This is a genomic window from Solibacillus sp. iso_87 (genome assembly GCF_056173085.1).
Genome location: NZ_CM149656.1, coordinates 762,715 through 779,023 on the forward strand (window position 1 = coordinate 762,715; position 16,309 = coordinate 779,023).

The 16,309-nt window shown below is 37.6% G+C and carries 13 protein-coding genes; 7 read left to right on the plus strand and 6 right to left on the minus strand.

The window, feature by feature from the left end:
* Positions 1-16: 16 nt before the first annotated feature.
* The gene (gene murJ / locus AC0VXV_RS03750) at positions 17-1,534 is read left to right on the plus strand and encodes a murein biosynthesis integral membrane protein MurJ (protein WP_475530405.1); all 1,518 of its coding nucleotides are present in this window, start codon (positions 17-19) and stop codon (positions 1,532-1,534) included.
* Positions 1,535-1,849: 315 nt separating this feature from the next.
* Complete coding sequence (locus AC0VXV_RS03755; protein ID WP_475530406.1) at positions 1,850-2,446, plus strand: TetR/AcrR family transcriptional regulator; 597 nt, start codon at positions 1,850-1,852, stop codon at positions 2,444-2,446.
* 46 nt (positions 2,447-2,492) lie between these two features.
* On the opposite strand, the gene AC0VXV_RS03760 is transcribed toward AC0VXV_RS03755, so the two are convergent.
* Entirely contained in the window at positions 2,493-3,863 is a 1,371-nt protein-coding gene (locus AC0VXV_RS03760; protein ID WP_475530407.1) for a S41 family peptidase, read from the minus strand.
* 195 nt (positions 3,864-4,058) lie between these two features.
* The gene (gene brnQ / locus AC0VXV_RS03765) at positions 4,059-5,378 is read right to left on the minus strand and encodes a branched-chain amino acid transport system II carrier protein (protein ID WP_475530408.1); all 1,320 of its coding nucleotides are present in this window, start codon (positions 5,376-5,378) and stop codon (positions 4,059-4,061) included.
* Between the two features lie 306 nt (positions 5,379-5,684).
* Here brnQ and AC0VXV_RS03770 point away from each other — a divergent pair, with 306 nt between their 5' ends.
* Together AC0VXV_RS03770 and AC0VXV_RS03775 are read left to right on the plus strand one after the other, a co-directional pair.
* A complete protein-coding gene (locus AC0VXV_RS03770) occupies positions 5,685-6,686 on the plus strand; it encodes a C40 family peptidase (protein WP_475530409.1) in 1,002 nt (333 codons plus the stop codon).
* Between the two features lie 317 nt (positions 6,687-7,003).
* On the plus strand, positions 7,004-7,552 hold the full coding sequence (locus AC0VXV_RS03775; RefSeq protein WP_475530410.1) for a C40 family peptidase: 549 nt from the start codon (positions 7,004-7,006) through the stop codon (positions 7,550-7,552).
* Positions 7,553-7,953: 401 nt separating this feature from the next.
* Here the strand turns inward: AC0VXV_RS03775 and AC0VXV_RS03780 are convergent, their stop codons facing one another.
* Both AC0VXV_RS03780 and secA2 read right to left on the minus strand, forming a co-directional pair.
* Complete coding sequence (locus AC0VXV_RS03780; RefSeq protein WP_475530411.1) at positions 7,954-8,859, minus strand: accessory Sec system S-layer assembly protein; 906 nt, start codon at positions 8,857-8,859, stop codon at positions 7,954-7,956.
* Positions 8,860-8,862: 3 nt separating this feature from the next.
* The gene (gene secA2 / locus AC0VXV_RS03785) at positions 8,863-11,223 is read right to left on the minus strand and encodes an accessory Sec system translocase SecA2 (RefSeq protein ID WP_475530412.1); all 2,361 of its coding nucleotides are present in this window, start codon (positions 11,221-11,223) and stop codon (positions 8,863-8,865) included.
* Between the two features lie 350 nt (positions 11,224-11,573).
* On the opposite strand from secA2, the gene AC0VXV_RS03790 reads away from it, so the two are divergent.
* Together AC0VXV_RS03790 and AC0VXV_RS03795 are read left to right on the plus strand one after the other, a co-directional pair.
* Complete coding sequence (locus AC0VXV_RS03790) at positions 11,574-12,629, plus strand: glycosyltransferase family 4 protein (protein ID WP_251689785.1); 1,056 nt, start codon at positions 11,574-11,576, stop codon at positions 12,627-12,629.
* On the plus strand, positions 12,626-12,928 hold the full coding sequence (locus tag AC0VXV_RS03795) for a hypothetical protein (protein ID WP_475530413.1): 303 nt from the start codon (positions 12,626-12,628) through the stop codon (positions 12,926-12,928). Before AC0VXV_RS03790 ends, AC0VXV_RS03795 begins: the two co-directional genes overlap by 4 nt.
* 222 nt (positions 12,929-13,150) lie before the next feature.
* On the opposite strand, the gene AC0VXV_RS03800 is transcribed toward AC0VXV_RS03795, so the two are convergent.
* Positions 13,151-14,200: an LCP family protein gene (locus tag AC0VXV_RS03800; RefSeq protein ID WP_475530414.1), complete on the minus strand. Its 1,050-nt coding sequence runs from the start codon at positions 14,198-14,200 to the stop codon at positions 13,151-13,153.
* A gap of 145 nt (positions 14,201-14,345) precedes the next feature.
* Entirely contained in the window at positions 14,346-14,978 is a 633-nt protein-coding gene (locus AC0VXV_RS03805) for a YigZ family protein (RefSeq protein ID WP_475530415.1), read from the minus strand.
* Positions 14,979-15,139: 161 nt separating this feature from the next.
* On the opposite strand from AC0VXV_RS03805, the gene AC0VXV_RS03810 reads away from it, so the two are divergent.
* Positions 15,140-16,303, plus strand: a complete 1,164-nt coding sequence (locus AC0VXV_RS03810) for a sensor histidine kinase (RefSeq protein WP_427711277.1) — start codon at positions 15,140-15,142, stop codon at positions 16,301-16,303.
* Positions 16,304-16,309 lie beyond the last annotated feature (6 nt).

Here is a 16,309-nt window from a genome sequence, read left to right on the forward strand (position 1 = left end):
AGGATTGTGATAAGCGTTGAAAGGAATTTTAAAAATAATAGGAGCCGTCACGGTTATTAATATATTAGCGCGTCTAGTGGGCTTTGCCCGTGAAACATATATCGGGATTGAATTTGGTACAACTTTATATTCAGATAGTATCGTTAATGCTTATACAATTCCTAATTTTTTATATTTAGTCATTGGCGGAGCGTTTACGACGGCGTTTATATCCATTTACCATAAGACGTCATCGAGCATTACTGAATATATACAGCGAACATTTACAACGATTGTTGTTTCGATTACGTTCATTGTCATTTTATTTATGGCGTTGGCCGATCCGATATTAATGCAGTTTTTCCAAGTTGAAAGTGATGCGGAATATGAAATACTGCGCTCGCTTTATTACTGGATGATGCCATCGACGATTATGCTTGTATTATCGACTTGGATGAGCGGTATTTTAAATGTCCAGGGCCGGTACCATTTATCCGCATTTTCAGTGCTTATTTATAACGGATCATTTTTAATCGTCTCGGTAATATTGTCCATTACAATGGGACCGATTGGAATGGGGATCGGGGCATTAGTCGGGGCAATCTGTATGTTCCTGTTCCTTGTATTCGGGGTTCGGAATGTGAAGGAAATGTCCTTCAAGCCAAACTTTAAACAGGCTGAAGATCAGAAAATACTATGGAGAGTTGCGTTGCCGATTATGCTTGGCGGTGCGACGGCACAGCTTTACATTTTAATTCAACGATTTTTCACGAATATGCTGGAAGCCGGTGTTCCGTCAGCGATGAACTATGCGACAAAGATGTCCCAGTTCCCGCAGGCAATATTAATGACTGCTGTAACGACCGTTATTTTCCCGTTACTTAGCAAAAAAGAGGGAGAAGGGGACACAGAGTCGGTAAAACAGCTTTATGTTCGCGGGATGCGTTTATTATATTTACTCGTATTGCCTGTTTCGGTGTTCTTCTACTTCCAGGCAGAAGGTGTTATTCGCATCGTCTTTGAATATAAAGAATTTGACGCAGAGTCAACAGCGATTACAGCACCATTGCTGCAAGTATTCAGTACAACAATGTTCTTCCTTGCTGCGAACACATATATTACGCGTTTCTACTATGCGAAGGGTAACTCCGTATTACCGATGATTTTCAGTATTTTAACGGTATTCGGTGTAAATATTGCAGTTGTATTGGCGACAATCGATGGAATGGGTGCAAATGCGGTTGCTTTAGGGACGTTGATCAGTGCCATCGTAAACTTCCTGTTGCTAGTCATTGTGCTTCAAAGTAAATATCAGTTAAAACTTTTGGACAAAAATGTTTGTCAGCTATTTAAGTTGGTTATTATTGGATTAATTTTTGTCGCAATTAACTGGGGCATTGCACAATGGATTGTAATTGATCAGAAATGGGTTCATGTAATTGTTACATTTATAGTTGCATCAATTAGCTATCTAATAATACTTTTTGTGTTCAAAATGGATGAGCTGCAGCTAGTTACAGGTAAAGTAAAAGGAAAGATACTAAGAAGAAAATAATAATGATAAAGCGCGTATCCTACAATGAAATTGGATACGCTTTTTTAGTACCTACTATTTTAATATAGTATTGATGAAAGAAATTTCCTCTTTTCATTTATGTCCATTATCCTTATAACAGGATAATTTAAAGATAATGTAATTTAAAATATTGCTAAGTTATGTCAATTGGTTGCTGTTATTAAGAAGAAATATTAGTTATATGAGCGAAAACTTTATTTTAAAAAAGCTTTACTATATAATCATATGTGGAATAATTGGAATTTAATATAAATTACTAAACATCTAAAATAGAGATAAGGGTGGAGAAGTAGTATGGCAAGAGGACGACGTGTAAATTCATGTGGAGAAAAAAGTAAAAAATTATTATTGGAAAAAGCAATCGAGCTATTTTCTACATTTGGTTATCACCAAACAAAAATTAGTGATATTGTGAAATCGGCAAATTTAACACAGCCGACATTTTATTTATATTTTCAAAGCAAAGAAACATTATTTAACGATTTAAATGAGAAGTTCCACAATGAATTAACTGAGATTTTTTCTAGTTCAGCAAATGATATAAATGACGGGAAATTTGGAATCGATCTTATTCAGGGAAGTTTAACACATATTTTCAATTACTTTATTGAAAACCCTAACTTAACGAAAATCGGTTTTTATGAAGCAGAGCAGTCATCTACAGTGAAGGAAATGCTCGTTTCTAAATTAATACATATCCTTAACACGCAACTAAATGATTCTAATGTTGTAAAGCTGGTGGATGCAAATATTCTGGCACAAAGCCTCGTTGGTTCGATGGAACGACTTACATTGACAAACTTACTGACGAATAAAACGAATCCGGAACAGTTAGCGAAAGAGATTTGCATGATTTATTTTGCAACGGAGCTAAGTTTAGTACATTCATAAAATTGAAAAGAGACGATTGCAATTATGCAAATCGTCTCTTTTTTGTTTACTGTTTTGTTGATACGTGTAAATATACACCGGCTTTTAAATTTTTGCCTTTTTCATTTTTCACTTTAGGATGAACGAGGAGGGCATATTCTTTGCCGGCCGTTAACTCTTTGGAAGGGGTAACAACAAGCTGTTGACCCGATAATTTGTGCGTTGTTTTTACAGTATCTGCACCTAGCTCGACTAGTTCAACGGAAGAAGAAGCAAGCTCTTTCGACAGTTTAGCAGAAAACTTGATCGTAAATGTTTTGTTTAATGGCACATTCTTTAATGCAGCAAGTTCTTTATAGTTTTTTAAGTTTGAAGCGATTGTGTCGTAATGTGCTTTAAAGAGAGGTTCACTTGTTGTTTTAATATGAGGTTTGACCCCAACTTCATTTATTTTCGTACCGTTTGGACCATAAAAATGACCAACTGTTAATTTTAGAAAACTGCCATCTTCAAGCTCGTAAAAAGCCTGCATAGAACCTTTACCATAAGTTGTTTCCCCGTAAAGCGTAACTGCCTTTTGATCAGCAAGGGCTGCTGCAGTCATTTCCGATGAACTTGCACTATATCTATTTACAAGCATTTTCGTATTTTCAGGGAATGTTGTCGATTGCTTCATCGAACGTACAATAGATGTCCCCGAAGCTTCCTTCAGCTTGTAGGCATAGGTGGCATTCGGGAACATACCGATAAGCTGTTCTGCTGCTGTTACATAGCCGCCTCCGTTATTTTGCAAATCGAAAATAAATGATTTTGCCCCTTTATTTTTCAAGTCACGAATGGCTTTTGATACGAGGCTTGCCGTGTCGTTTGAAAATGAATTCAATGAAATATAGCCCGTATTACCGTATAAAAGCTTTGTTTCCACATTAGGAAGTGAGAAAGCTTTACGTGTTAATTTTTTCGTTAAAATTGTGCCGTCTTCACGTGAAATCGTGATAGAGACCGTTGTATTTGCTGCTCCTTTTATACGGGAAGAAGCCTGGTCGATTGTCAGCTCTGCAACCGGTTTTCCATCGATCTCTGTGATGATATCGCCAACTTTTAAGCCTGCATTTTTTGCACTGCCCCCATCGATTAGCTCTGAAATTTGAATACCGCTTTCTACCTTTTCAATGACTACACCGATACCAACAGTAGTAAGCTCGACACCATTAAAAAACTCATCGAATTCTTCTGGTGTAAAGTAATCCGAGTACGGATCAAGCATTTCTGCCAATTGCTCGATGCTTATGGCACGGTTGATGTCACCGTTAACCTTCCCTACATAGTTTTCCTTAACAATCTCTTTTGCTTCATCTAAAGGAGCACCTAGCACCGTCAAAGGGACAGCCAGGCACATGATGAAAAACAGCATTGCTGATAAATGTTTTTTTAGCATGAGTCCACCTCATTAAATTTATTTTTGTATAATGTAATGCGTAATGCCGTAAGAGCGATATTACCATATTTTATCACGAAAACTTCACGGATTTATGGTAAAGGGAAAAAATATTTTAAGCTATTTTTAGTCAATAAAAGAGGGTATGTTACAAGTTTTTACACTCATAACATACCCTTTTTATAGGAGATAAACTTATTTACGTTTTGCTAAATACATGATGTAGCCGATGACACCACCGACTAACGCAGGGACAACCCATGCGATGCCTTGCTCATAAAACGGGAAGATTGATAAAAATTTATCGTATCCTTCAATTTCAAAGCCGGCTTGTTTGATTCCGTCATAAATTGCAACAATACCTGTGAAAACTAAAGCCATACCATATACGCTCGGTGCATGATTGAATAAATTTCCGAATAGTGCAAAAATCATAAGCACGATTGCGAACGGATAAATTGCAACTAAAACAGGCAATGAAAGATTAATTAAATCCGATAATCCAAAGTTTGAAACACCGAAGCTGAATAGTGCGAAAATCACTAGGTACACTTGGTAAGAAAGTTTCGGGAAAATCTTATGGAAAAATGTTGCGTTTGCAGATAAGAGACCTACAGATGTTGTTAAACAAGCTAAAATGATTACGGCTGATAAAATAATCTTACCGGCTTGTCCATATAGTTGCTGTGCTGCTAAAGAAATAATTGTACCGCCATCTTCATGGAAACCGATAGCCGATGTACTTGTTACTCCGATATAACCTAAAGATACATAAACAAATGCTAAACCAATTGCAGCGACAATCCCTGCGAAAATTGTAATTTTAACTTGTTTTACTCTATCAGTTACGCCACGTGCAACTAATGATTGAACGATAACAATACCGAAAACCAATGATGCGAGTACGTCCATCGTTAAGTAACCTTGGATGAACGATTCACCAAATGCGTTATTAATATATGGTCCCTGTGCTTCACCAGGTTCACCTAACGGAGTAATAACGGCTTTAATCGCAAGTAAACAAATAACGATTAAAAGAGCGGGTGTTAAAATTTTTCCGACACGGTCGACGATTTTTGTCGGATTATATGCTAAGTAGAATGTGATTCCGAAAAAGATAAGTGTTGTAACGAATAATGGAATCCAGCTACCTTTCATTGCTTCTGTTAAAAACGGTTCCACACCGATTGAATAAGATACAGCGCCAGTACGCGGAATGGCAAAGAATGGTCCGATCGACAAGTAAATAATCGAAGTGAAAATTATACCGAAATATGGATTAATGCGACCAGCCAATATTTCTAAGTCTCCGCCGTTCTTTGCAACGGCAATAATACCTAGTAGAGGCAAACCGACTCCTGTTATTAAAAATCCGATCATGGATATTACAATATTTTCCCCAGCCATTTGACCTAATTGTGGTGGGAATATGATATTACCTGCACCTAGGAATAATGCAAATAACATAAAACCTACCGCGATATTCTCACGGAAAAAACTTGACTTGCTATTCATGTTGACTAAACTCCTTTAATTTGAAAATACAAAGTTTTCTAAAAATTTAAATCTTTTAACAAAAACTAATTCTATCATAAAATTATTAAAATACAAGCATATTTTCAGAAAACAATTTGCGCTAAATCAATCCCTATAAAATGTTATTCAATTTCTGTTACATGATATTAATATGTGAGTATAATAATAGGGGAAAGATATAACCATCTTTAGAACTTTCTCATAAAAAGAGGGTTGTATACTCTATTGAAAATTAAGTAAAATAGAGTAAAAAAATAGTTTCATTGAAATGGGGGAGTTTTCATATTGAATAATAAATGGAAGGTAGTGTTGACAGGCGTAACATTTTCACTTGCACTATTCATCGCACCAGATGCCCAAGCATCCACCTATACGGTGAAACATGGCGATACGTTAACAAAAATTGCGAAAACCCACAACACGACGATCAATCAGCTAAAACAATGGAACAAATTATCTCAAGATCGCATTTTTATCGCACAAAAACTGGTTGTTGCCCCAGCAAAAAGTGCAGTGAGTACAGTGAGCAAAACGCCGGCAGTAACTAAAGCGGCAACAGCAACATCTAAAGCGAAAACGACTGCTGTTTCAGTTGTAGAGGAAAAAGTCGAAAGCCCGCAAAATGCATTATCCCATACCGTTATTAAAGGAGATAATTTAACAAAGATCGCTAAAAAGTATAGTATCTCGGTAGCGAGTATTAAACAGTTGAATAATTTGAAATCAGATGCGATTATAGTTGGTCAAAAGCTGACGATTAGCCAGCAGTCAACTAAAGACTTAGCTGTTGAAGCTCCTTCTGCCAAAACAGTGGAAGCAGAAATTAATTTTAATCAAACAGCTGACGAAGTGATTGAAAAACAGTTAAAGAAGGAAGTTGCATTGCCCGGGAAAGTTTCACAACAGACAGAGCGCCTTTATGGACAAGCTATCCAAGCGGCTAACGCAGTATTAGGTACACCTTATAAATATGGCGGAACGACAGTAGATGGGTTTGACTGCAGCGGCTTTGTAAATTACATATTTAATTCTGTTGGTGTCCAAATGGATCGTAAAAGCAGCCTCATGTATTTCGAACAAGATACGACGAAAGTAACGCAACCTGTACCGGGGGATTTAGTATTTTTCAAAAATACATTTATCCCTACAATTTCACATATGGGCATCTATTTAGGAAACAATGAATTTATTCATGCTGGCTCAAAAGGGATTACAATTTCAAATATTGGGGAAAAGTATTGGTCGGAGCGCTTTGTCGCATATAAACGCCTGAATAATTTAAAATAATTTGGTGAGGAACTAATAAGTGGTGTTGAAAAAGCGCTTATTAGTTCTTTTTTGTTACATAAATTCGCGATAATGTTACAAATGTTACAAGAAAAGCCTCGAATATTGGTTAATATTACAATTAATAGCGGCAATTGTTTGGTTGGTAGTTTAAAATCCCTAGTTAAAATAGGTTCTTTAGCAATGTTTGAAGTTATTTGAAAGCGGGTAAATGTAACTTCGTTGTTACATAAATGTAATGTTATTAAATATAATCTCGTGTTAACCTAATATCAGTTAAGTTTTCAGAAAATTTATTGATTGGTTGGAGGAACACGATGGATTACTTAAAATTAATACGCAATACCGTACTAACTTTGGCAGCTGCCTTCGTAATTTTCTTCGCACCGGTGAATGAAAAGGAAGCTTTTGCAGAATCAGCTTACTCAATAGATGAGTTAAAAGAAGTCTCTTCAAAGTATTTAGGAGTTCGCTATTCATACGGCGGCACATCAGCAAAAGGCTTTGACTGCTCAGGATATGTACGTCATGTATTTAAAGAACTAGGCATCACATCATTGAATCGCACATCTTCAGAAATGTATACGCAAGGTACGAAAGTAAAGAAAAGCGACCTTGAGCCAGGCGATTTAGTATTTTTCAATACATCAGGCAAACGCATCTCTCATGTAGGGATTTACATTGGTTCAGGAAAATTCATCCACGCTTCCACAAGTAAGGGTGTTATAAAAACAAGCATTAACGACAAATATTACTGGGGTAAAAAGTACGTAGGTGCTAAACGCATCGCTAACTTCTCATCGGCAGAAGCCCTAGTTGCAGACGCAGACGATTCAGATGTAGACAACACACCAGAAGCAGAATAATACATAGCTTATATACACTACTACATACTGCAAAATTCGTAATTATAATCTCTCACCTTTTATAGGGTGGGGGATTTTTTAGTTTATTTTGAAAAGGGGAATGGGTGTTGATTGTGAGTTTGAGTTCTGCTTTTGAGTCAAGGGTTAGTAGATTAAGAGGAGAACTATTGAGTGATCAGTTCTACATAATTCGGTGAAGTTTCCACATTGCCTCTAAACATGCTACATAAGCTCTGAGATTTCCACAAAGCTAGTGCTCTGTTCTATATGAACAAAGAAATGTTCTACTTTCTCGTAGAAGTTACAAATAAAAACGGAATCTCCAAAAAACAAGTTTCATAAACAAAAAACAGCATCCAAAAGCCAACAATGACTTCTAGATGCTGTGTATAAATGTATATCTATTGCGGAACGCGTGCTGTCCATCGAGAAAGGTCAATACCTTTAATTGTTACTAATTCTTTAGGGAAGATAAATGTCCAAGGTTTTGTCGTATTAGGCTGTACTGATAAGACAGGGTCTAATTTAAACGAACCTTTTGCTACTACGACATTGCGTGCATCCATAATTTCAAGGGGTAACTGTTCCAGGTTAATGGCTTTATCATGACCGTTACGGATGAAAATAGATGCGTGTAAGCTGCCATCGTTATTCATCTTAGCTTGCAACCCTGTAAAGTTTACTTCTGTTTTTCCTAATTTCGGTAAGCTTTTCACGATTTCTGCTAATTTTTCTTGTTGATCCTCTGGTAATTGCTTTTTCCATGTTTCATCCAAGTCTAATTGGTGACCGCGCAATGAAAGCAAGTTGAATGAAATTTTCCAACCTTCTTCAGGTACTTCGTCTGCTGTAATAGAAGAAGCAGGGAAGTTGAAAATCCAAGGACGTGCACTTTCTGCCGGAATAATACCAAGTTCCTTAAAATCAAAGTAATGTGAAGCAATACGGTTATCATCTTTATCCAAAATTAATAGTTCAATTTCGCCTAATTCAATAGCTTCAGATAATGAAGAACGGAAAAATGCTTTTACATTCCATGAGCCGTTTGCCAGTGATGGCTCGATATTAATTGCTGCCAATGATAATTGATTTGGCTTTAATGGTGCCAAATCATTTGCCAGGAAGTTAAATACATACTTCTGCTCTTGTGGAACATCCCATTCAGGATGGAATGACAATTTTGTAATGACATCACGGTCCGCACCTTTTTTAGAAGTTTCATCAGATGTTTTTACAACAGATGATGAATCTACAGCACTGTCTTTACCTACTTTGTCACCTTTTTTAAATAAATCAAATAAACCCATATGCTATTCCTCCACATTCATCGTAATGTTTTTCATAAATGTTACAAGTTCTTCTACAATTGTGCGGCGAAGTTCTTGGTAGTTTTTGCCGAATAATTCTAATCCTTCACGTTGATAAATTCGCATTGGATCTTCTTGCTGATAATGACGTAGACCGATTCCTTCTTTTAAGTGTGCCATTTGTTCTAAATGTTTTACCCACATATGGTCGATGAAACTTAGCATTACTTTAGGAATAACTGCCATAATTTGTTCGTTTTCTTCAAAGCTTTCGATTACCGCCTTTAATTGCTTAACTGGAGGATCCATTGCAATCAGTAAACTTTTGACCTTTGTTTCATCACGATTTACTATGATTGGTTCAATAAATAAGGAATTGACGGTTTTCTCCATTTTATCGAAATCCCACTCAGCAACATCTTTATCCTCGGGTGCATTTTCACGAACGGCAAAGTCCACTGTTTCATACATCATTCGAACCAATAGAGGAATAATATCTTCGTTTTTCAAGACTCTGTCACGTAAATCGTAGACAATACGACGTTGCTCATTAATAACATCGTCCAGTTTTAAATTGTATTCACGCATGGAGAAGTGAGCGCCTTCAACGATACGTTGTGTACGTTCGATCAGCTCTGTCACTTCTTTATTTTGAATTAGCCCGATTTCATTCGTTGTCATTTTCTTGCGGAACTTCTCGACATCATCTTTAGCAAAACGCTTGAACATGTCGTCTTCAATCGAAAGGATGAACTGACTTTCCCCTAAATCCCCCTGACGACCTGAGCGCCCTCGTAACTGGTTATCTACACGACGGCTTTCATGCTTTTCGGTACCGATTACAAATAAACCGCCAAGATCTTCAACGCCTTCACCTAATACGATATCCGTACCACGTCCGGCCATGTTTGTTGCGACTGTAATACGATTTTTTTGTCCGGCTTCCGAGATTAATTCAACCTCTTGCTCGACTGTTTTCGCATTTAATAACTGGAATTGTAGGCCGTGTTTTTTCAAGTAATCTGCTACTTTTTCGGATTGTAGAATAGAAGTTGTTCCTACTAGTACTGGCTGTCCGTTTTTATGGCGGCGCAATACTTCCTGTGCCACATATTCGTATTTTTGCTCGATATTTTCGAATACGATATCCGGCTGGTCCAGACGTCGACGTGGACGGTTTGTCGGTATCTGAATTACACGCATACCGTAAACTTCTAAAATTTCTTTTTCCTGAGTTTTCGCAGTACCTGTCATCCCTGATAGTGTCGGATACATACGGAAATAGTTTTGAATTGTAACTTGTGCCTGTGCTTTGTTTTCCTCGGTGATTGTCACGCCTTCTTTCGCTTCAATCGCCTGATGTAAACCATCGGAAAGTGAACGACCTTCCATAATACGGCCTGTAAACATATCGACCAATTCGATTTTGTCATCACGTACGATGTAATCAACATCACGCTCAAACATAACGTGTGCACGTACTGCCTGAATTACGTAATGGTACAGTGTTTGATGTTCCAAATCGTATAAGTTGTCGACACCGAATGCCGCTTCAACTTTCTCGATTCCTTGATCTGTTAAAGAAGTCGCTTTCGTTTCATCGTCGAAATCATAATCTTCTTCAGCTTTGAAACGCTTCGCAAGCATTGCAGCAATACGGTGCAGTTCTTCGTTTGCCCCCATTTTACCCGCAATGATTAACGGTGTTTTCGCTTCGTCGATTAAGACCGAATCTACTTCATCGATAATCGCAAAGTGGTATGGTCGCTGAACTTTATCACCAATTGTATGTGCCATATTATCACGCAGGTAGTCGAAACCGAATTCCGTACCAACACCGTATGTAATATCCGCATTGTACGCTTCCTTTTTATCCCCTGGCTCCATCATCGGAACATTCAGTCCAACTGTTAACCCAAGGAAACGGTGGATTTGCCCGATTAATTCGAAGTCACGTTTTGCAAGGTAATCGTTTACCGTAATAACGTGTACACCTTTGCCTTCCAATGCACGAACGTAAGAAGGAAGTGAGGCAACAAGTGTTTTACCTTCACCAGTCGGCATTTCGGCAATATTACCTTCAGTCAATACTAGACCGCCGATTAACTGCACATCAAAGTGGCGCATGTTTAATACACGTTTAGAAGCTTCACGGACAACAGCAAATGCATCAGGGATAATATCAACTAGCTGTGTTCCGTTTTCTAAACGCTCTTTAAATGTAAATGTCATATTTCGAAGTTCTTCGTCAGACATAGGACTATATGTTGCTTCGAGGCTGTTAATTTGCTCTACCGTTTTGTAGTACCTTTTTAGCTCTCGAGCACTTGTTTGCTCTTTATTACGTTTGAAAATTGAGAACATTATTTTACTCTCCTTTGAAATTGGCTACTTTAATATAGTAGACACTCCGTTATTTTATCAAATAATACACAAAAAGACTACTGACCAAAAGGGAATTCATAGGAGCAATATAAATAAATTGGATGGTCCTTTCTTTTATATTAATAATTATTTGATAGGTTTGAAATATATTAGAAGAATGATAGATGTAAAATTTATGTGACCTGAATAAATAGTGGAAGGAATTTAAGCTATATTTTATGATTTGTTCATGCTATACTTATGGTGAATAAAAATGTAGAGTTTTTAATGAATCTCCAAAAGGCGATTTATTGTAATGCTTAATACTACAAAAATTAAGGAGGAGAGACATGATTTACGTGTCTTTAATCGTAGCTTTTATTGCTGCAATTATACTAACTCCGCTTGTGAAGCGATTGGCTTTTCGCCTTGGAGCTGTAGATGCCCCGAACTATCGTAAAGTGCATGCTCGCATTATGCCACGATTAGGCGGTTTAGCAATTTTTGGTGCGTTTATGATCGGGATATTACTTTTAAAATTTGTCACGAACTTCGAAAGTGACTACTTATACGCGATTTTAATTGCCGCGACAATTATCGTAGCAACAGGTATCGTTGATGATATGCGTGAAATTTCAGCTAAAGCTAAATTGCTTGGCCAAGTGATCGCTGCCTGTATTGTTGTATTTGTCGGCGGTATCCAAATTGATAATATTAACTTACCGTTTGGTGGGGAATTGGAATTCGGCTGGTTAGGAATTCCGTTCACAATTATTTGGATTGTAGGTATTACAAATGCAATTAACTTAATCGATGGTCTTGATGGACTAGCTGCAGGTGTATCAACAATTGCTTTAATGACATTAGCTGTAATGGCAATGATCATGGGGAATGGTATTGTTATCGCAATGGCCGCAATTTTGGCTGCTGCAACAATCGGTTTCCTGTTTTTCAACTTCCACCCAGCGAAAATTTTCATGGGGGACACAGGTGCACTGTTTTTAGGATTTATGATTTCGGTGCTCGCACTATTAGGATTTAAAAACGTAGCGGTTATTTCGTTCGTTATCCCGGTTATTATGTTAGGAGTTCCGATTTCCGATACATTCTTCGCAATCGTGCGTCGTTTGCGTAGCGGTAAAAAGTGGTCAGATCCGGATAAATCGCATTTACACCACCGTTTATTGGATTTAGGATTCTCACATCGTCAAACCGTGACGATTATTTATGCGATGGCTGCAATGTTCGGTCTCGCTGCTGTCATCTTCTCGATGGCAAAAGTATGGGGCGCAATTTTACTAATTGCCGTTATATTAGTCGCGATTGAGCTGTTTGTAGAAATTATCGGTCTTGCCGGTAAAAACTATAAACCGCTGCTCAACCTCGTAAGAATATTTAATAAGTGAAAAGATCGAAACAAGTAAATGGCTTATTGCTGTTTGCTTGTTTTTTATTTTGGGGTAATTTCGATCGACGGGATTGGAGTATGGGAATTTTATTAACGAAGTGCTGTGCGGAAGTGGAACGTAGTGAGGGGAATGTAGAGAGTTTTACGGCTAATGTGGGAAGTGTACGTGGAAAAGTAGAACAGAATGCGTGGGTGGTAGTAGAAGCCGTGAATTTTATTAGCGTAGTTGCGTGGGAAGTGGAATATAGAGGCGAAGGTAGAAACTTTTCACGGAAAAGTGGAACAAATCACCAGTAAAGTAGAAAGTGCGAATTTGATTAGCCGAATCCCGGGAGAAAGTAGAACAGAATGAAGTAAAAGTAGAAAATCCCGGTGCGAATGTAGAAACTTTTCTTGGAAAAGTGGAACAAAGCGCCAGTAAAGTAGAATGTGCGAATTTTATTAGTAAGTTGTGAGGAAAGACACTTCGCCACATAAAAAACCAACCCCAGCATCATCTGCAGAGGTTGGTTCATCACATTATTGTGTATCTGTATTCGTTTTTGTTGTAAAAGCTGAATTGGATTGAGAGCTTGTGCCCGAAATATTTGTCGATTCCGGAGTAAGTCCTAAATGACTTTTTAAAATATGGCTTGTTTCTGCAAGAGCTTCTTCATCCAGTTTGTAATAGTAAACACCTGTCGACATGTCGTCATAGCCTGCCAATGTCAATGTATCAATACGAGGCATGCCATTAGATAAATAGCTGAAGAAAGATTTCATTTCAGTGAATGTCATATCTGTCTTCATGTTGTTTCCGACAGCAGATAAAATATCATCGTATTTTGAGATGGAAGTAAATGATGCTGCTTTTGACGCGATTGCCTGAATAATTTCCTGTTGGCGTTTACCGCGTTCAATATCATTGTCCTGTTTTCGAGTACGGGCAAGTGCCAATGCTTCACGGCCATCCAATGTTTGTAATCCGGGCTGCAATTTGACAGTATTACGGTCAAATTCATCTTTTTCATTCAGAGTATAAGGTACTTCTGCTTCGATACCGCCTAATGCATCGACAATATCGATAAAGGCATTAAAGTTAACACGTAAATAGTAATCAATAGGGATATCAAATAATTCTTCTACTGTTTCAATTGAAGCAAGTGTGCCACCACGCGCATGCGCATGGTTGATTTTATCGTTATATCCGATATGAGGGATGTAAACATATGAATCACGTGGGATACTTACTAGTTTAACTGTTTTTGTTTTATTGTTTAAAGTGGCAAGCAATAGGGCGTCTGTGCGGGAATTATCTGCACCTTGTCCGCGCTTTTCACTATCATCGACACCTAAAATTAAAATTGAAACATTGTCCTGGGCCGGCTCAACCTTTACTTCTCGCTGTTCCGACATTTCGCGGTCCTCGATTACTTCATATGCACTATCTGCAGCATGTTCGGCCTGCTTCGTCAAATAAACACCGTATGCTGTTGCGCAAATTACGAGCGAAAGAGTCAGAAGCATCGAAACTTTAAGAAACAATCTGAATTTCGATGAGCCTTTCTTTTTATTTTGCCTTGTTTTCATAAAGATTCTCCTCTAGGTTAGGGATAGGTTACTATATTAAACTGGTATATTATAGCTACTTTGTAATCTTATCTAATATACTACAATCTACTTTTGTCGTAAAGTAACGATATCATGCATTCTGATGACAAATATTTCGACACGGTTACTTCGGGAATTCGATAAAAAGCGCGTCTTCGTTTGTAATAACCGCCTGCCCATTTGTCAGTTCGGTAATCCAGTCAATAAAAGTTTGCTCTTCTTCTTTTAAAACGTGTACATATATTTCTACATTTTCTGCATACTGAATATCATGAAGAGGGTAGTGGGAACCGCGTATCACATTTTCTATTTTCCCCAACCACACATAATCAATCCCGATTTTCATTAAATAATGCAATTTTCGCTCAACAACTTGAGCAGCTGTGATACCTTCTGTTGTTGCTTTACTATAGGCGCGGATCAAACCGCCTCCGCCAAGCTTAATCCCGCCGAAGTAACGAGTAACGACAACAACCGTATCTTTTAAACCTTGTTTTTTAAGTACTTCTAACATAGGGACGCCTGCAGTACCACTTGGTTCCCCGTCATCATTCGCTTTTTGGATTTGATCATGCTCCCCGATCATATAGCAGGAGCAGTTATGGTTTGCCGATGCATGCATTTTTTTTATTTTATCTATAAAGAGAATTGCTTCTTCTTCTGTCTCAACGCGTTCTACATAAGTTAAAAAACGTGATTTAGAGATGATGATTTCTGATTCTCCGTAACCTTTTACCGTAATGTAGTTATTTCTCATTATCAATTCTCCTTAATATTACAATTTGATTTCAAATTTGTGGTTATAATTTAACTTAAAAAATGATTTACTAATGATATAATATGTATGTACTATAATAGTGGGTTGCAAAGTAAAAAGATAGAGTAGTTCGCATTCTGACTAAGTAAGGTGGGGAAAAAGTGCTAGAAAACAATCAAATAGACATCGCCTCGCTTGATGTAATATTTAATCGAATGTTGGAAACTATTACAAGTTCGAAAGATGATGTATTTATTATAAGCGAACAAAGCCGCAGAAACTTTGAAGAAATGCAACAAGAGCTGGAAGTTGTGCGTCATGAAATTAAGATTATAATAGATGAAAGTGATAACTTGGAAAAGTTGCTTCAATTATCTAGACAGCGATTAGTCGTTGTGAGTAAAAGTTTCAATAATCATTCAGAAGAGCAAATACGTGCTGCTTATGAAAATACAAGTAATTTACAATTAAAGGTTTCTCTTTGCCGAGAGCGTGAAAAGCAGCTAAGAGATAAGCGTGACGATTTGGAAAGACGCCTGCGCACACTTTATGATACGATTGAAAGAGCGGATCATATCGTGAACCAAGTGAATGTTGTTATTAACTTCTTGACGACCGATCTGAAAAATGTCGGGGCAGCACTTGAACAGGCGAAGATCAAACAAGATTTTGGTATACGTATTATCGCAGCCCAGGAAGAAGAACGAAAGCGTTTATCGCGTGAAATTCATGATGGGCCTGCACAAATGATGGCGAATGTGCTGATGCGTTCGAATTTAATTGACCGCACTTTCCGAGAAAAGGGAGCCGACGCCGCTTTAAAAGAAATTCACGACTTGAAAATAAGCGTTCGCAACGCCTTATCCGAAGTACGCCGCATTATTTATGATTTACGTCCAATGGCACTTGATGACCTAGGTATTGATCCGACATTGAAAAAGTATTTATCTACGATTATGGAATATAATCCAGGTGTTGAGATTCAGTTCCTTTCATATAATAACGAGCGCAGAATCCCTTCAGATTATGAGGTGGCGGTTTTCCGTTTAGTGCAGGAAAGTGTAAACAATGCCTTGAAACACGGAAAACCAAACTTGATTATTGTTAAACTTGAGTGGTTATGTGACGAAATTAATGTTGTAGTAAAAGATAATGGGGTTGGATTTGATACAGAAAGCGTACGTGAAGGATCTTTCGGTATTATAGGGATGAAAGAAAGAATTGATCTGCTGAAAGGTTCTTTGAAAATTAGCAGCAGTATCGGTAAAGGAACAACGATTTTAATGAAAATTCCATTGCCGACAAAAGATGAAGAGATAAGATAGCAGAAT